The sequence below is a fragment of the Clostridium sp. AF20-7 genome (genome assembly GCF_003479275.1).
Lineage (GTDB): Bacteria > Bacillota > Clostridia > Lachnospirales > Lachnospiraceae > Otoolea > Otoolea fessa.
The window spans coordinates 150,196-167,965 of the sequence record NZ_QUGF01000008.1 but is presented as its reverse complement, the minus strand read 5'-3'; the positions used below and the strand labels follow the sequence as shown (position 1 = coordinate 167,965).

Genomic DNA, 17,770 nt, shown 5'->3' with positions numbered 1-17,770 from the left:
GACAACCCTTGACTTCTATGTTATAGTACTTATCGTGTTTAACTGCCGAAGACAGCAGGTGCCGAAAGGCATAAGGTTAATACGCCTGCCGAGGGAACTGATATCGTTGTATATTTCTATCCCCCTGTCCTGCGAGTGACGGAGGGATTTTATTTTACAGAAAACGTTTACCAGGCGGTTATAGAAATAAAACAGGAGGTAAACCAATCATGGCAAAAGTTGAATTAAAGCAGCCGGTTGTTGCTGAAATCGCAGAATTATTCAACGGCGCTAAGGGCGCAGTAGTAGTTGACTACCGTGGACTGACAGTTGAGCAGGACACACAGCTCCGTAAGCAGTTAAGAGAAGCTGGTGTTACTTATAAAGTATATAAGAACACCATGATTCGTTTCGCTGCTAAGGGTACCGCGTTCGAGGCTCTGGAGCCGAATCTGGAGGGTCCGACCGCTCTGGCTGTATCCAAAGAGGATGCTACAGCTCCGGCAAGAATTTTAGCTGAGTTCGCTAAAAAAGCAGACAAGCTTGAGATCAAGGGCGGCGTTGTAGAGGATACTTACTACGATGCAAAGGGCATGCAGGTTATCGCAACCATCCCGTCCAGAGAAGTTCTTCTTGGAAAACTTCTTGGAAGCATGCAGTCTCCGATCACAAACTTCGCTCGTGTTATCAAACAGATCGCAGAGCAGCAGGAGGCATAAGACCCTTACCTGCAAAGCAGGGTGTAAGGTGCGTGAGAGCCGCATAGTAAAGCAAGAGGCCGCATAAGGTCGATTTAAAATTCAATCACAGGAGGAATATTAAAATGGCAAAGTTAACAACAGCTGAGTTCATTGAGGCAATCAAAGAATTATCCGTATTAGAGTTAAACGATTTAGTAAAAGCTTGCGAGGAAGAGTTCGGTGTATCCGCAGCAGCAGGCGTTGTTGTAGCAGCAGCAGGTGCAGCTGAGGCAGCAGAAGAGAAGACTGAGTTCGACGTAGAGCTGACAGAGGTTGGCCCGAACAAAGTTAAAGTTATCAAGGTAGTTCGTGAAGCTACAGGTCTTGGTCTGAAAGAGGCTAAGGAAGTAGTTGACGGTGCTCCGAAGGTAGTTAAGGCTGGCGCTTCCAAGGAAGAGGCTGAGGACATCAAGACTAAATTAGAGGCTGAAGGCGCTAAAGTTACCTTAAAGTAATTTAAGTAATTTCGCATAGAGCTAATTGCATTACAGATGGAGAGTCTGGCGTGTGCGTGAGCGCATGCCGGGCTCTTTTTATTTCATGGGAAATTGCGTCCTATGAAATAAAAAAACGCTCCGCGAAGATGCAGACTCTTTTTTAAACGGGGGAATCAAATCAAGATGGCAGAGAAGACAAGAAATGAAACGGCAGCAGATGAGGAACTTAAAACGCTTCGGGAACGGCTTAAGGCGTGCGAATTTCTGCTGATTGGGCTTGGAAGCGAATGGGAGAAGGCGGGAGGCGCGGAGGTACAGGAGGCATACCGGGCGCTGGCATCGATGACAGAGGGGAAGGATTATTTTATCGTGACAACCGCAAAGGATGCGCGCATCTTTGAAAGTTCGTTGGATGAAGCGAAAATCACGGCGCCGTGCGGTAATGTGAACTGGCTTCAGTGTTCGAAAGGCTGTACGAAGGATATCTGGGAGCGCGGCGAGGTGGCGGATGGTATCTGCCCGCACTGTGGGGCGCCGCTGACAGAAAACACAGTTCTGGCGAATCCGTATATCGAGGAAGGTTATTTGAAAAGCTGGAATCTCTACCGGGAATGGCTGGCTGGAACCTTAAACCATGCGCTTCTGATTCTCGAGCTGGGAGTGGATTTCAAGACGCCGACCGTCATCCGCTGGCCCTTTGAAAAGACGGTCTTTTTTAACCGCAAATCGCATATGTATCGGATAAACCAGAAGTTTTACCAGATTGTCGGAGATATTCAGGAGAGGACCGTATCGATTCCGCAGAATTCGGTCGGCTTTATCCGCAATTTTCCTTCCTGCGATTGAGAGTCCACTTAGTTACTGGGCACGTATGCGTGAACAGTAACGTCCACTTATCTGCGGAGGGGACATTTGGGAAGCAAAACTTGAGAAACCGCTTCGATTGTGCTAAAATGGAACCATCGTTTGACAGAAAACGACAGAAAATGACATGGACGAGAGGATAGGGCAATGGGAGCAATCAGTAATGACTGGCTGGCTCCGCTCAGCGGAGAGTTTAAAAAGCCATATTACAGAAAGTTATACGATACTGTGAAACGGGAATATGAGACGCATGTTGTATATCCGGATGCGAATGATATTTTCAATGCATTTGATTTTACCCCTCTTTCCGAGGTAAAGGTGGTTATTTTAGGTCAGGATCCCTACCATGGTCCGGGACAGGCGCATGGGCTTTGCTTTTCGGTAAAGCCGGATGTGGAAATCCCGCCGTCCCTGGTGAATATTTATCAGGAATTGCACGATGATCTCGGCTGCTACATCCCGAACAATGGCTATCTGACGAAATGGGCGAAGCAGGGAGTCATGCTGCTGAACACTGTTCTGACCGTTCGCGCGCATCAGGCAAATTCCCACCGTGGAATCGGCTGGGAGGAGTTTACGGACGCTGCGATCAAGATCTTAAATGAGCAGGACCGTCCGATGGTATTTATTCTGTGGGGACGTCCGGCACAAGCGAAGAAATCGATGCTTAATAATCCAAAGCATCTGATTCTCGAAGCACCGCATCCGAGCCCGCTGTCTGCGTACCGCGGATTTTTCGGCAGCCGGCCATTCAGCAAGACCAATGAATTTTTAAAAGAACATGGTGTTGCCCCGATCGACTGGCAGATAGAAAACGTGTAGGAAGGAGCAGACATGAGTTTTGTTGAGATTTTAAAGGTAATTGTACTGGGAATCGTGGAAGGTTTCACGGAATGGCTTCCGATCAGCAGTACCGGGCATATGATTCTGGTGGATGAGATCATCCATCTGGATGTCAGCGAGGCGTACCGGGAAGTGTTTATGGTTGTCATCCAGCTGGGTGCGATTCTGGCGGTTATGGTGCTGTATTTCAATAAATTGAATCCGTTTTCACCGCACAAATCGATGGCGCAGAAGCGCGGTACAATTCGTTTGTGGATAAAAATTATTATAGCCTGCATTCCGGCAGCGGTGATTGGGCTTCCGCTTGACCATTTCATGGATAAGCTGATGAACGGCTATGTCGTAGCAGCGATGCTGATTCTCTACGGCGTTTTGTTTATCGTACTGGAAAATCGAAACGTGCACCGTCATTTTCCGATTGAGCGCGTGACGCAGATTTCGTTCCAGACAGCGGCGCTGATCGGCTGTTTCCAGGTGCTGGCGATGATTCCGGGTACTTCCCGTTCGGGCGCGACGATTCTGGGCGCGATGCTGATCGGCTGTTCACGTCCGGCGGCGGCAGAATTTTCATTCTTCCTTGGGATTCCGGTTATGTTCGGTGCGAGTTTTTTAAAGATTGTGAAATTTTTCATTCAGGGCGGCGGATTTTCTTTCGCGGAGTTCATTTATCTGGTTCTTGGTATGGTGGTCGCATTTGGCGTGTCCGTGTACTCGATCAAGTTCCTGATGGGATATGTCCGCAAGCATGATTTCAAGTTTTTCGGATATTATCGGATTGTGCTTGGTATCGTGGTGCTGTCCTACTTTGGTATTTCGGCGCTAGTAGGTTAAAATGTACGCTCGGAGTCTTTCCTGCACTTGCTTTTGCGGCTGGCGGAAAGATTCCGAGAGCACATTAAATAGAAAAAGAGGATTCAGACCTGACAGAAATGCGGAGGTCTGGATCCTTTTTTGCGTTCATATAATACATGGAAGCGGAAACGCAAATATAAAGGGGATGCCCTGTCACAGTTCAGGGCTGACACGTCTAAAATGGTAAATCGGATCATTCAAAATAAGGGTTCCATGAGGAAAAAACTGCTCTGCCTGTGCACGGCAGTGCTGCTGGATCTGTGTTTCTTAGGAATCGTGTGCAGGCTGGCAGTGGGGATGCAGTGGGAAGATTTGGCGGAAGTGGAGCAGGCGGACCAGACGGACCAGACGGTTTCCTCCCCGGAATGCTTTTCCGGCGGGGAGCTGGCGCTGACCTTCGACGACGGACCGCACAGGGTGTACACGAAAAAGCTGCTGGACGGCTTGCGCGAGAGGGGCGTGAAAGCCTCTTTTTTTCTGGTCGGGGAAAATATTCCGGGTAATGAGGAACTGGTGCAACAGATGGCTAAAGACGGTCATCTCATCGGGGTTCACTGCATGGCACATGTGGATCTGGCGCGCCAGCCGATTGAAAAGAGCGTGGAGGAGATTCGGGAGACGGCCGATTGGATCGAGGCGGTCACGGGAAAACGTCCGGAATACATACGTCCGCCGTATGGTTCATGGAGTACGGAGCTTCAGGAGAGAGTGTCGATGACGCCGGTGTTCTGGGACGTCGATACGCTGGACTGGAAAAACCGGAATACGGCGCGGATTGTGAAGCATATCTGCAAAAATGCGGCGGTTCACACGGTGGTGCTGATGCATGATGCATATCAGACTTCGGTCGATGCTGCGCTTGAGACGATTGACACATTGACGGCGGAGGGATATACTTTTGTTACAATAGAAGAATGTCTGATTGATTGAGAGGATACGATGGATTTATTTGATTATATGCGGAAAAATACGATCGAGCAGGAGGCGCCGCTGGCATCCAGGCTGCGCCCGTCCACGCTTGACGAGGTGGTGGGACAGAAGCATATCATAGGAAAGGATAAGCTTTTGTACCGGGCGATCAAGGCAGATAAGCTCGGATCGCTGATTTTTTATGGACCGCCCGGAACGGGCAAAACGACGCTGGCGCGCGTGATTGCCAACACGACGAGCGCGCGTTTTGAGCAGCTCAACGCGACGGTGGCGGGGAAAAAAGATATGGAACAGGTCGTGCAGGATGCCAAGGATGCGCTGGGGATGTACGGAAAGCGCACGATCCTGTTTATCGACGAGATTCACCGCTTTAATAAGGGGCAGCAGGACTATCTTCTGCCGTTTGTTGAGGATGGTACGATTCTGCTCATTGGTGCGACGACGGAGAATCCGTATTTTGAGGTCAACGGGGCGCTGATTTCCCGATCCCGTATTTTTGAGCTGAAACCGTTGGAAAATGCGGATATCCGCGAGCTTTTAGAGCGGGCGCTCCATGACAAGGAAAAGGGTATGGGAAGCTATCGCGCGGAGGCGACGGACGAGGCGCTCGATTTTCTGGCCGATATGGCAGGCGGAGACGCGCGCGCGGCGCTCAATGCGATCGAGCTTGGTATTCTCACAACGGAACGGAGTGAAGATGGCCTGATTCACATCACACTCGATGTAGCACAGGAGTGCATCCAGCGCCGTGCCGTGAAGTATGACAAGACGGGGGACAACCATTACGATACGATCTCAGCGTTTATCAAGAGTATGCGCGGTACCGATCCGGATGCGGCAGTTTATTATCTGGCGAAGATGCTGGATGCAGGCGAGGATATCAAATTTATTGCGCGGCGTATCATGATCTGTGCGTCGGAGGATGTCGGCAATGCGGATCCGCAGGCGATTCAGGTTGCGGTCAGCGCGGCATTGGCAGTGGAACGGATTGGTCTGCCGGAGGCGCGGATTATCCTGTCGCAGGCAGCTACCTATGTGGCGAGCGCGCCGAAGAGCAACGCGGCGTATGTGGCGGTCGATGAGGCACAGGAGGCGGTCAGGTTAAAGGGAAACTTTACGGTGCCGTCCCATCTGCGCGATCGCCATTACAGCGGGGCGGAGAAGCTGGGGCATGGCGACGGGTACAAGTATGCACACGATTATCCGAATCATTATGTGAAGCAGCAGTACCTGCCGGATGGACTGGAGGGCAGCACATTTTACCGCCCGTCAGAAAATGGGTATGAGAAGAAGATTGGGGAGTGGCTGCGCTTCCTGAAGGGCTCTGAATGAGAAAAAGCTTCCCATATGTTCCTGAATTGATATGTATGAAGAAAATGTTTACTTGAATTTTTATGAAAACCGTTTATAATAAAACCAAGGTGGCTGCAGGATAAAGAGCAGTCACAGCATAAAAGGCTATGTTAAAAAGGTATGCCGGGCAGGTATCTGCCTGTCCGGTTTCGTGTAAGTACCTGGAAGACATCCACACGTTTCTTATTTCTGATTTTTGAATCCCAGAGAATATGACACAATTAAACAGGGTAAGGAGAATTATATGAGAGAAAAATTAAAGACACTCCCTCTGGTGCAGCTTCGGGAAATGGCGAAGGCACAGGGGTTAAAGGGGATCAGCACCCTGAAAAAGGCGGAGATCATAGACAGGCTGTGCGAACTTGAGAAGCCGGCGGAAGGGGGACAGAAAGAAGAAACGCCCCAGGCTTCTGTCAGTGAGCATCCGGCTGGATCGGCGGAACCGGCAGAGAGAACGGAAATGCACGTGCAGCCGCGCAGAACGGATGCAGGGCAGAATACATCGGCACAGACGTATTCGCAGCCGCGGAGATCTGCCAACGGAGAACGGGCTGCGGGAGGGCAGAATTCCAGCTATGAGCGCCGCAGCGAAGGCGGATACCGTCGGAATGAATACGGCTCCTATACACGCCGTGAGAATAATAATACCCGTTACCAGGATAACCGCAGACGCGAGTACACGCAGCGAGAGGGGTATCAGAGAAATTCCTATGTGCCGCGTAACAATTACAATGAAGCGATGAGCGCAAGAACCGAGTATAGCCAGCCGGAACATACCGCACCGGTACCGCAGATGGCAGAAGCAGCCTCCGAGTACAGTCAGCCGGAACGTACCGCGCCGGTGCAGCAGATGGAAAGCACCCGTACCGAGGCGGAAAATGCACGCATGGAGGATCTGAAAAATGAATTTCAGGAGCTGGACAGCGGCATCGAGGCGAACGGAATCCTGGAGGTTATGCCGGATGGATTTGGATTTATCCGTTGTGAAAACTTCCTGCCGGGTGAAAATGACGTCTATGTGGCGCCGTCCCAGATCCGCCGTTTTAATCTGAAAACTGGTGATATCGTGCGCGGAAGCCGTCGTGTGAAGTCGGCGACGGAGAAATTTGCCGCATTATTATATATTAATTCGGTCAATGGATACCCGACCAGCGTGGTGGAAAAACGTCCGAATTTTGAAAATCTGACGCCAATTTTCCCAAATGAACGTCTGCACCTGGAATATCCAGGGGTTAAGACTTCCATGGCGATGCGCGTGATGGATCTGCTGTCCCCGATCGGAAAAGGACAGCGAGGCATGATCGTATCCCCGCCAAAAGCCGGAAAGACCACCCTGTTAAAGCAGGTGGCGACGACCATCACAAAGAACCATCCAGAAATGCACCTGATCATCCTTCTGATCGATGAGCGTCCGGAGGAGGTGACAGATATCCGTGAGACGGTAACGGGAGAAAATGTCGAGGTCATCTATTCGACGTTTGACGAGCTGCCGGAGCGTCATAAACGTGTGTCGGAGATGGTAGTAGAACGGGCGAAGCGCCTTGTCGAGCACGGAAGGGACGTTATGATTCTTTTAGACAGTATCACCCGTCTGGCAAGGGCTTACAACCTGGTGGTTCCGCCGAGTGGACGAACTCTTTCAGGTGGTTTGGATCCGGCAGCGCTGCATATGCCGAAGCGCTTCTTCGGTGCGGCGAGAAATATACGCGAGGGCGGCAGCCTGACGATTCTGGCGACCGCGCTGATTGAGACGGGCAGCCGTATGGACGATGTTATTTACGAGGAATTTAAGGGAACCGGCAACATGGAGCTGGTGCTTGACCGCAAACTTTCCGAGAAGCGCATCTTCCCGGCGATCGATATCCTGCGTTCCGGTACGCGAAGAGATGATCTGCTTCTTTCGTCCGCCGAGGCGGAAGCGGTCGATATCGTCCACAAGGCGACCAACACGCAGAAACCGGAGGATACCGTCGAGCGGATCCTGGATCTGTTTGCCAAGACGAAGAACAATGCGGAATTTGTGGAGATCACGCGGAAAAAGGGGTCATTTTACTAAAAATCATGTTTCACCAATAGCGCATCTGTGAGGACTTTCTTCCAGGCAGGAAAACAGGACTGTAAGAAGAAAAATAGTATTGAAAAATAGATAAAATTGCTTGCTAAAAAGTACGCATCATGATATAATTATAAGGCTGTATTAACAGACGGTAGTTCTGACATCTGCGTGAGTCGTCCTTACGAGTGGAAGGAACGCTTAAATGATGGAATAGCGTGCCTGGATGTGCGGAGCTTTATATAGAGCCGTTTTAAGACGGCTTGCAATTAAAAAAGCGGTCGGAAATCGCAATGAAAAATTCAGAGAGGTGAAAGAAATGAGAGAAGGAATCCATCCAGCCTATTATCAGGCAAAAGTAGTTTGCAACTGTGGTAACGAGTTCGTAACTGGTTCTACCAAGAAAGACATCCACGTAGAGGTTTGCTCCAAGTGTCATTCATTCTACACAGGCCAGCAGAAAGCAGCCGCTGCCCGCGGACGTATCGATAAGTTCAACCGCAAGTACGGCATCAACGCAGGCAAATAAGTTTGAACCATGTAAAGGTTGGGTTTTAGTGGCGACATTAAACTCAGCCTTTTTGTTTTCTTCGTAACTGTTCAGTACCTTCACAGTCACGCGCAAAAATCCATTAAAAATTGCCTGCGGCAATGGGATTTTTGCCTGCTGGCTCATGTATTCGTACGGTCAGCGCAGTAAATGCGCAGACCTGCTGAACAGTTACTTTTCTTCTTTTTTTATTTTATTTTGAAAGGACAGCATGAAGTATTCAGGAATTGGCGGTCAGGCGGTAATTGAAGGAATCATGATGATGAAAGGCGAGGACTATGCAGTGGCAGTCCGCCGGCCTGACAAAGAGATAGAAGTAAAAAAAGACACATACCAGAGTATCACGAAAAAAGCGAAGATTTTACAGCTCCCGTTTGTGCGCGGCGTGTTCCGGTTTGCAGATTCGATGATCATCGGCATGCGGAGTCTGTCGTATTCCGCCAGCTTTTTTGAGGATGATGAGGATGCAGAGCCGGGAAAATTCGAACAGCTTTTAGACCGTGTGTTCGGCGAGAAGCTGGAGAGTGCGATCATGGCAGCAGTGCTGGTAATTTCGTTTATCCTGGCAATTGGTATTTTTATGCTCCTGCCGCTGGGGATTGCGAACCTGTTTAAGGGAGTTATCACATCGGATCATCTGATGGCAGTGCTGGAAGGTGTGATCCGGATCGCGATTTTTATTATCTATATTAAACTCGTTTCGCGGATGGAGGACATCCGGCGGACATTTATGTACCACGGGGCGGAGCACAAGTGCATCAACTGTGTGGAACACGGACATCCGCTGACGGTAAAATATGTGCGCGAGAGCTCGAAGGAGCACAAGCGCTGTGGTACCAGTTTCATATTGATTGTCATGGTGATCAGTATTCTGATGTTTATGGTGATCCGGGTCGATACGATCTGGATGCGGATGCTGAGCCGTATTATTCTGGTTCCGGTCATTGCGGGTATATCATATGAGGTATTGCAGTGCGCCGGACGGAGCAATTCGAAGTTTATGGATCTGGTGAGCCGTCCGGGTATGTGGATGCAGGGTCTGACGACGAAGGAGCCGGATGACTCGATGATTGAGGTGGCGATCGCGGCGACCGAGGCAGTTTTTGACTGGAGAGAATACCTGACGGAGAATTTCCCAGGCTGGGAAAAGCAGCTGGAAGAGTCATAAATAGAACACGGTACGACAGAGGGGATGAGTCGATGAGCGAGGAAAACGGAAGAACAGACCTGACCTGGAGAGAACTGTTGGATGAGGGAGGCGCGCGCTTAAGTGAGGCGGGTGTGCCGGACGCAGGGACGGATGCCTGGTATCTGATGGAAGCGGCGTTCGGGATTGACCGGGTGCATTATTATCTGGATCAGAACCGTCCGATCCATGCAGAACGCCTGGAAAAGGGCTATGGGCGCTATCAGGAAATGCTTCAGAAACGGGCAGAGCGCATTCCACTGCAGCAGATTCTGGGAATGCAGGATTTTATGGGAATGACATTTTCTGTCGATGAAAATGTCCTGATTCCGCGCCAGGATACAGAGACGTTAGTTGAGCGGGTTCTTCGGGATTACCCGGAAAAGGATCTGAAACTTTTGGATATGTGTACCGGATCCGGCTGTATCGCGATCAGCCTTGCCGTGTTTGGCGGTTACCAGAACGTGACGGCGGTGGATATTTCCGAGGCGGCGTTGCGCGTGGCAAAGAAAAATGCGAGACGTCTCTTTTTGATTCAGAAGGGAACTGCGCGGTCAGAATCGTTTCAGGTATCGGAGGAACCGTGGTGCATCCGCCTGAAAACGTGGCTGGCAAAGGGACCGCGCCTGCAGGCAGAGATCGAGGAACACAGCCTGACACTTTTGCAGAGCAATCTGTTTCAGGCGGTGGAGGCGGATGTCATGTACGATGTGATTGTGTCGAATCCGCCGTATATCCCATCGGCGGTGATCGATGGTCTGGAACCGGAGGTACGCGACCATGAGCCGCGGCTGGCGCTGGACGGCAGCGAGGACGGTCTGTATTTTTACCGGGTTCTGGCGCTGGAGTGCAGCAAACATCTGAACAAGGGCGGCTGCGTATATTTTGAGATAGGATATGACCAGGCGGAGGCGGTCAGCCGGATACTGACCATCGCCGGGTATCGGGAGATAGAAGTGATAAAGGATGAGCCGGGGCTTAACCGCGTGGTAAAGGCACGGTGGAACCGTTAGACGATAGAGGAGGATATCATGTTTGACAGATTGGATGATTTGCTGATCCGTTATGAAGAGCTGATGGAAGAGCTCGGCAGCCCGGAAGTGGCAAGCGATACAAATCGTTTCCGCAAGCTGATGAAGGAGCAGTCGGATCTGGCTCCGATTGTGGAGGCATATAAAGAGTATAAGAAGGCAAAACAGGACGTAGAGGACAGTCTGGCGCTTCTGGATGAGGAATCCGACGAGGAGATGCGCGAGATGGCGAAGGAAGAGTTAAATGCTGCGAAAAAGCGCATTGAAGATCTGGAGCAGGAATTAAAAATTCTGCTTCTTCCGAAGGATCCGAACGATGAAAAGAACGTTATCGTCGAGATCCGTGCAGGTGCAGGCGGCGATGAGGCGGCATTATTTGCGTCCGAACTGTACCGTATGTATGTGCGCTTTGCAGAGCGCAACCGCTGGAAAACTGAGCTTGTCAGCGTCAGTGAAAATGGAATCGGCGGCTTCAAGGAGGTCGTTTTCATGATTACCGGCCAGGGCGCTTACTCCAAGATGAAGTACGAGAGCGGTGTCCACCGCGTACAGCGTGTGCCGGAGACCGAGTCCGGCGGACGTATCCATACCTCGACCGCGACGGTTGCCGTGATGCCGGAGGCAGAGGATGTGGACGTTGTCATCGATGATAAAGATATCCGTATTGACGTTATGCGTGCGTCCGGAAACGGTGGACAGTGTGTCAACACGACTGACTCCGCGGTACGTCTGACCCATATTCCGACCGGTATCGTGATCTACAGCCAGACTGAGAAATCGCAGTTACAGAACAAGGAAAAGGCGTTCCGCCTTCTGCGTTCCAAGCTATATGATCTGGAGCTGGAGAGACGCCAGAACGAGGAAGCGGCAGAACGCCGCAGCCAGATTGGTACCGGTGACCGTTCCGAGAAGATCCGTACCTATAACTTCCCGCAGGGACGTGTGACCGAGCACCGCATCAAACTGACCTTGTATAAGATCGATTCGATCATGGACGGCGATCTGTATGAGATCATTGACAGCTTAATTGCAGCCGATCAGGCGGCGAAGCTGGCGAAGATGAATGAGGGCATCTAAAGAATTAGAGAAAACGGAAGGGGGATCCTATATGGAAAGAAGAGATAAAGTCAATTATTATTTGGATCTGGCGGAAATGGTTTCGCAGCGGAGTACCTGTCTGCGAAAGCACTACGGGGCAGTGATTGTGAATAACGATGAGGTTATCTCGACCGGCTATGTGGGCGCCCCGCGCGGACGGAAAAACTGTTCCGATATCGGTCGCTGCATCCGCGAGGAGCTTCATGTGCCGCGCGGCGAGCGGTACGAGTTGTGCCGCAGTGTCCATGCCGAGGCCAATGCCCTGATCAGTGCCTCCAGAGAGCGCATGATCGGCGCGTCGCTGTATCTGACCGGTGTCGATGCGAGAACCGGCGGGTATGTGGAAAAATCGAGCTGCTGTTCGATGTGCAAGCGCATGGTAATCAATGCTGGAATTGAACATGTCTATATCCGTGATACGAAAAATGAGTACCGAAAAGTCGATGTAGAAGATTGGATCCGCGAAGATGAATCGCTGGAAGGAAAATTTGGGTACTAAGAAGCGCACAGGAGACGGCGCTGCCCGCTGGGCACGCCGCATCTTCTGTGCTTTTTTGATCGTGATTGGGTGTCTGGTTCTGGCGGATGGTGTGGGGGATGCGGTTAGAAGGGCGGAAAACAGAGATTCCCAATCTGAAGAAAATGTAGAGCAGAATTTATCAGGAAAATCTGATTCAGATGCGTCAGAGCCGATATGGCAGCCAGATTTCGCAGCCTTAAAATTCCAGAATGCCGACGTCATCGCCTGGATTCACATTCCCGGTACTCACATCGACGAACCGGTTGTCCAGACAACCGACAATGAATCGTACCGCAGCATCGGGCTGGATGGAAAACCAGATCCAGCCGGGACTGTCTTTCTGGACTGCGAGAGTGCACCGGATGCATCGGATTTTCATTCGATTTTTTACGGGCATCATATGAAGGACGGAAGCCGGTTTTCCGAGCTGATCCGCCTGAAAGACGAAGATTTCTTCCAGAAGCATCGGACTGCTTATCTCTATTTCCCAGATGGGAAAAGGCGGACACTCCGTCTGATTGCAGCGCTCACTGCGGGCAGTCAGGGGGAACGGCGTAGGACGGAATTTGCGGATCGGTCGGAGATGCATCCTTATATAGAAGAAATGACGGAGGGATGCCGGTTTCGAGAACTTCCAGACGAAGAGGTTTCCCACTTGTATTCCTTTGTGACGTGCAGTTATGAATTTGCGGATGCGCGGACGATTGTGTATGCAGTGGATGAGTGATGCTTATGGATTGTACGTTACTGTTCACGTATACGTGCCCAGTAACGGAATTTGCCGTGGCTCCGCATTTAAATACGGCAAATTCCTGCTGCCACCACGTTTTCTTACGGCACTTTCGGTTCCAAAAGTGCCTACCCGTGAACAGTTACGATTGTACAATGCAAGAAAGAAGTGCAAAGCAAATAAATTTGCAAGCAGCAGGCAAATGTGGTATATTACTTATAGTGATGAGATCTGCCTTTTTTTAGAAAAGAGGCGTGAAAATAAAACATATGAGGAGAACAAGATATGAAGGGTATCGTTTTAGCAGGCGGTTCAGGCACACGCCTTTACCCGCTGACACGCGTAACTTCCAAACAGCTGCTTCCGATTTATGACAAACCGATGATTTACTATCCGATCTCCGTTCTGATGAACGCGGGAATCCGGGATATTCTGATTATTTCGACACCGGATGACACACCGCGTTTTAAGGAATTGTTGGGCGATGGACATCAGTTTGGTTTACATTTAAGCTATGCCGTGCAGCCAAGTCCGGATGGACTGGCACAGGCATTTATCATCGGCGAGGAGTTCATCGGGGATGATTCCGTAGCGATGATTCTGGGTGACAATATTTTCCAAGGTCAGGGACTTGTGAAACGCCTGCGTGCTGCCTCTGCCAAGAAAGAGGGCGCGACTGTATTCGGCTACTATGTCGATGATCCGGAGCGCTTCGGTATCGTAGAATTTGACGACCAGGGCAAGGCGATCTCCATCGAGGAGAAGCCGGAGAAACCGAAGTCCAATTACTGTGTAACGGGTCTGTATTTCTATGACAACCGGGTAGTAGAGTATGCGAAACAGTTAAAACCGTCTGCCAGAGGTGAGCTTGAGATCACCGATTTGAACCGCATCTATCTGGAAAATGGCGATCTGGATGTCATTCTTCTGGGACAGGGCTTTACCTGGCTCGATACCGGTACACATGAGTCCTTAGTTGAGGCAACCAATTTCGTTAAGACAGTAGAGACCCACCAGCACCGCAAGATCGCGTGCCTGGAGGAGATTGCGTACTTAAACGGATGGATCAGCAAGGAAGAAGTGCTGGAGGCATACGAGGTATACAAGAAAAACCAGTATGGCAAATATCTGAAAGACGTACTGGATGGGAAATATGTTGATAAAATACATCAGAATTAAAAGGAGTTAAAACAATGAAGATTATCGTGACAGGCGGAGCCGGATTCATCGGCGGAAACTTCGTACACCATATGGTAAATAAATACCCGGAGTATCAGATCATCAATCTGGATCTTCTGACCTATGCGGGTAACTTAGAGACACTGAAACCGGTAGAGGATAAGCCGAATTACAAGTTTGTACACGGCGATATCGCAGACCGCGACTTTGTATTCAAGCTGTTTGAAGAGGAAAAACCAGATGTCGTTGTAAACTTTGCAGCGGAGAGCCACGTAGACCGTTCCATCACGGACCCGGAGGCATTTGTCCGTACCAATGTCATGGGAACGACCACCCTGCTGGATGCCTGCCGCACCTATGGAATTAAACGTTATCATCAGGTATCGACCGATGAGGTATACGGCGATCTGCCGTTAGACCGCCCGGATCTCTTCTTCACCGAGACGACCCCGCTTCATACCTCCAGCCCGTACTCTTCTTCCAAGGCGAGTGCGGATCTGTTTGTACTGGCATACCATAGAACCTACGGACTTCCGGTGACAGTATCCCGCTGCTCCAACAACTACGGTCCATATCATTTCCCGGAGAAGCTGATTCCGTTGATGATCAGCCGTGCGCTGGCAGACGAGGAACTTCCGGTATACGGCGACGGCGCGAACGTCCGCGACTGGCTGCACGTATCCGATCATTGTGAGGCGATCGATCTGATTCTCCACAAGGGACGCGTCGGTGAGATTTACAATATTGGCGGACACAATGAGAGGACCAACCTGGAGGTTGTCAAAACCATCCTGAAAGCGCTGGACAAGCCGGAAAGCCTGATCCGTTACGTCAAGGATCGTCCGGGTCATGACCGCCGTTATGCGATCGATCCGGCCAAGATCGAGACGGAGCTTGGCTGGAAGCCGAAATACAATTTTGACACCGGCATTCGTCAGACGATTGACTGGTATCTGAACAATCAGGACTGGTGGAAACACATTTTAAGCGGTGAGTACAGCCAGTACTTCGAAAAAATGTATGGAGATAGATTATAATGAGAGTATTAGTGACAGGCGTTAAAGGCCAGCTTGGCTATGACGTGATGAATGAGCTGAAAAAACAGGGTCTTACTGGCATCGGTGTGGATGTCGATGAGATGGATATTACCGATGCAGAGGCATGCCGCCGCGTGATCACCGAGGCAAAGCCGGATGCAGTGATCCACTGCGCTGCATATACTGCAGTAGACGCAGCGGAACAGAATATGGAACTCTGCCGTAAAGTCAATGCAGATGGAACGAGAAATATCGCTGAGGTCTGCAAAGGTCTGGACATCAAAATGATGTACATCAGCACCGATTATGTATTCAACGGTCAGGGCACCCGCCCGTGGGAGCCGGATGACCACCGGGAACCACTCAACGCCTACGGTCAGTCGAAGTATGAGGGTGAGCTGGCAGTCGAGGAGCTGGTAAAGAAGTTTTTCATCGTCCGTATCGCGTGGGTATTTGGCGTGAACGGCAAGAACTTCATCAAGACGATGCTGCGCGTTGGCAAAGAGCGCGGGGCAGTCAGTGTTGTGGATGATCAGATCGGTTCCCCGACTTACACATACGATCTGGCACGTTTGCTGGTTGATATGATTCAGAGTGATAAATATGGTCGTTACCATGCGACGAATGAGGGACTTTGCAGCTGGTATGAATTTGCAGTTGAGATCTTTAAACAGGCGGGCATGGACGTCAAGGTGACGCCGGTCAGCACTGCCGAGTATACAGCTGCTTATCCGGGTCAGGCAAAACGCCCGATGAACAGCCGGATCAGCAAAGAAAAACTTTCGGACAACGGATTTGAGCGCCTTCCGTCCTGGCAGGATGCGGTAGGTCGCTATCTGAAAGAAATTCAGTAAAAAATGTGCAATCAGACATAGAAAGCAGCAGCGGCAGAAAGTGTGAAGCGCCGTTGGCTGCAGGATTTTCTTCAGGTTGGAATCAAAATCGTAGAAGGTCATGTATGTTAGTGGGGTATTTCCATAAATGTACATGACCTTTGGACTCTGTATTTGATGATGTAGGAGGAACTCTCAAAATGGGTAAATATTTTGGAACAGACGGATTCCGCGGCGAGGCAAATGTGACGCTGACCGTGGAGGACGCCTATAAAGTAGGTCGTTTCCTGGGCTGGTACTATGGACAGAAGACGAAAGCAGATCGCTGCCGGGTCGTGATCGGCAAGGATACGAGACGCAGCAGCTATATGTTTGAGTATTCGCTGGTATCGGGACTGACCGCTTCCGGCGCAGATGTCTATCTGCTTCACGTGACAACTACTCCGAGTGTATCGTATGTTGTACGCACCGAGGAGTTTGACTGCGGTATCATGATCTCCGCAAGCCACAATCCATACTATGACAACGGAATCAAGGTCATCAATGGACGCGGCGAGAAACTGGAGGAGGAGACGATCGAGAAGATTGAGTCGTATCTGGATGGCGAGATGGGCGAAATTCCATTTGCCAAGCGCGATGCGATCGGACGCACCGTTGACTATGCAGCGGGACGCAACCGCTATATCGGTTATCTGATTTCCCTGGCAACACGGTCTTTCAAAAATATGCGGGTAGGTCTGGACTGTGCAAACGGAAGCGCTTCCGCGATTGCGAAAAACGTATTCGATGCACTGGGCGCGGAGACGCACGTCATCAACAACACGCCGGACGGTCTGAATATCAATACAAATTGCGGTTCCACCCACATCGAGGGACTGCAGAAATACGTGGTTGAAAATCATCTGGACGTTGGATTCGCTTATGATGGAGATGCGGACCGCTGCCTGGCAGTGGACAGTGAAGGCAAGCTGGTGGATGGCGACAAGATCCTCTATGTATGCGGAAAATACATGAAAGAACAGGGCACGCTGGTCAACAATACAGTTGTCACCACGGTTATGTCAAACTTCGGTCTTTACAAGGCATTTGAGCGCGATGGTATTTCCTATGAGAAGACGGCAGTTGGCGATAAGTATGTCTATGAAAATATGTCCCAGAACGGCCACTGCCTGGGAGGCGAGCAGTCGGGTCATATCATTTTCAGCAAGCATGCGACGACCGGAGACGGCATTTTAACATCATTAAAGCTGATGGAAGTGATTCTGGAGAAGAAAGAGACACTTGCAAAGCTGGCTGACGAGGTGCAGATTTATCCTCAGGTTCTGAAAAATGTCAGAGTCAAGGATAAAGAGGCGGCGCAGGCAGACCGCGACGTGCAGGCGGAGGTTCAGAAGGTATCGGATGCGTTGGGTGATACCGGTCGAATCTTAGTTCGTCCGAGTGGTACGGAGCCGCTGATCCGCGTGATGGTCGAGGCACCGACGGATGAAATCTGCGGAAAATATGTAGCACAGGTTGTAGAAATGATAGAAAAAAAGGGACTGGCAGAGTAAGA

General features: G+C 50.5%; 18 protein-coding genes and 1 other annotated feature. All 18 genes read left to right on the top strand.

Annotation, left to right across the window (positions count from 1 at the left end):
• The first annotated feature begins 27 nt into the window (after positions 1-27).
• Positions 28-162, top strand: a sequence feature (ribosomal protein L10 leader region).
• 47 nt (positions 163-209) lie between these two features.
• The 18 genes from rplJ to glmM all read left to right on the top strand — a co-directional run bounded on the left by rplJ (position 210) and on the right by glmM (position 17,768).
• Complete coding sequence (gene rplJ, locus DWX68_RS10215) at positions 210-698, top strand: 50S ribosomal protein L10 (RefSeq protein ID WP_022360614.1); 489 nt, start codon at positions 210-212, stop codon at positions 696-698.
• A gap of 104 nt (positions 699-802) precedes the next feature.
• Positions 803-1,174 (top strand): 50S ribosomal protein L7/L12, encoded by a 372-nt coding sequence (rplL, locus tag DWX68_RS10210; RefSeq protein WP_107001383.1) that lies wholly within the window; start codon positions 803-805, stop codon positions 1,172-1,174.
• Between the two features lie 165 nt (positions 1,175-1,339).
• Complete coding sequence (locus DWX68_RS10205) at positions 1,340-2,002, top strand: hypothetical protein (RefSeq protein ID WP_118293362.1); 663 nt, start codon at positions 1,340-1,342, stop codon at positions 2,000-2,002.
• A gap of 165 nt (positions 2,003-2,167) precedes the next feature.
• The gene (locus DWX68_RS10200; RefSeq protein WP_022360612.1) at positions 2,168-2,842 is read left to right on the top strand and encodes a uracil-DNA glycosylase; all 675 of its coding nucleotides are present in this window, start codon (positions 2,168-2,170) and stop codon (positions 2,840-2,842) included.
• A gap of 12 nt (positions 2,843-2,854) precedes the next feature.
• Positions 2,855-3,694 carry an undecaprenyl-diphosphate phosphatase gene (locus DWX68_RS10195; RefSeq protein WP_022360611.1) on the top strand — a complete coding sequence of 280 codons (840 nt, stop codon included), beginning with the start codon at positions 2,855-2,857 and terminating at the stop codon, positions 3,692-3,694.
• A gap of 234 nt (positions 3,695-3,928) precedes the next feature.
• Positions 3,929-4,645, top strand: a complete 717-nt coding sequence (locus tag DWX68_RS10190; RefSeq protein WP_181357236.1) for a polysaccharide deacetylase family protein — start codon at positions 3,929-3,931, stop codon at positions 4,643-4,645.
• Positions 4,646-4,654: 9 nt separating this feature from the next.
• On the top strand, positions 4,655-5,977 hold the full coding sequence (locus DWX68_RS10185; RefSeq protein WP_118629318.1) for a replication-associated recombination protein A: 1,323 nt from the start codon (positions 4,655-4,657) through the stop codon (positions 5,975-5,977).
• A gap of 265 nt (positions 5,978-6,242) precedes the next feature.
• Positions 6,243-8,054, top strand: a complete 1,812-nt coding sequence (gene rho / locus DWX68_RS10180; protein ID WP_118629316.1) for a transcription termination factor Rho — start codon at positions 6,243-6,245, stop codon at positions 8,052-8,054.
• A gap of 316 nt (positions 8,055-8,370) precedes the next feature.
• Positions 8,371-8,580: a 50S ribosomal protein L31 gene (gene rpmE / locus DWX68_RS10175; protein ID WP_022360607.1), complete on the top strand. Its 210-nt coding sequence runs from the start codon at positions 8,371-8,373 to the stop codon at positions 8,578-8,580.
• Positions 8,581-8,812: 232 nt separating this feature from the next.
• Positions 8,813-9,769: a DUF1385 domain-containing protein gene (locus DWX68_RS10170; protein ID WP_118468409.1), complete on the top strand. Its 957-nt coding sequence runs from the start codon at positions 8,813-8,815 to the stop codon at positions 9,767-9,769.
• Positions 9,770-9,801: 32 nt separating this feature from the next.
• A complete protein-coding gene (locus tag DWX68_RS10165; protein WP_118629314.1) occupies positions 9,802-10,800 on the top strand; it encodes a HemK/PrmC family methyltransferase in 999 nt (332 codons plus the stop codon).
• A gap of 18 nt (positions 10,801-10,818) precedes the next feature.
• Positions 10,819-11,895 (top strand): peptide chain release factor 1, encoded by a 1,077-nt coding sequence (gene prfA, locus DWX68_RS10160; RefSeq protein WP_107001390.1) that lies wholly within the window; start codon positions 10,819-10,821, stop codon positions 11,893-11,895.
• A gap of 31 nt (positions 11,896-11,926) precedes the next feature.
• On the top strand, positions 11,927-12,415 hold the full coding sequence (locus tag DWX68_RS10155; RefSeq protein ID WP_022360603.1) for a deaminase: 489 nt from the start codon (positions 11,927-11,929) through the stop codon (positions 12,413-12,415).
• Entirely contained in the window at positions 12,384-13,163 is a 780-nt protein-coding gene (locus DWX68_RS10150) for a class B sortase (protein WP_118629312.1), read from the top strand. The genes DWX68_RS10155 and DWX68_RS10150 overlap by 32 nt, the downstream gene beginning before the upstream one ends.
• A 288-nt stretch (positions 13,164-13,451) precedes the next feature.
• Entirely contained in the window at positions 13,452-14,345 is an 894-nt protein-coding gene (rfbA, locus tag DWX68_RS10140; RefSeq protein WP_022360600.1) for a glucose-1-phosphate thymidylyltransferase RfbA, read from the top strand.
• Positions 14,346-14,359: 14 nt separating this feature from the next.
• Positions 14,360-15,382, top strand: a complete 1,023-nt coding sequence (gene rfbB / locus DWX68_RS10135; RefSeq protein WP_118629310.1) for a dTDP-glucose 4,6-dehydratase — start codon at positions 14,360-14,362, stop codon at positions 15,380-15,382.
• A complete protein-coding gene (gene rfbD / locus DWX68_RS10130) occupies positions 15,382-16,236 on the top strand; it encodes a dTDP-4-dehydrorhamnose reductase (protein ID WP_107001395.1) in 855 nt (284 codons plus the stop codon). Before rfbB ends, rfbD begins: the two co-directional genes overlap by 1 nt.
• A gap of 179 nt (positions 16,237-16,415) precedes the next feature.
• Positions 16,416-17,768 carry a phosphoglucosamine mutase gene (gene glmM / locus DWX68_RS10125; RefSeq protein ID WP_118629308.1) on the top strand — a complete coding sequence of 451 codons (1,353 nt, stop codon included), beginning with the start codon at positions 16,416-16,418 and terminating at the stop codon, positions 17,766-17,768.
• Positions 17,769-17,770: the final 2 nt, after the last annotated feature.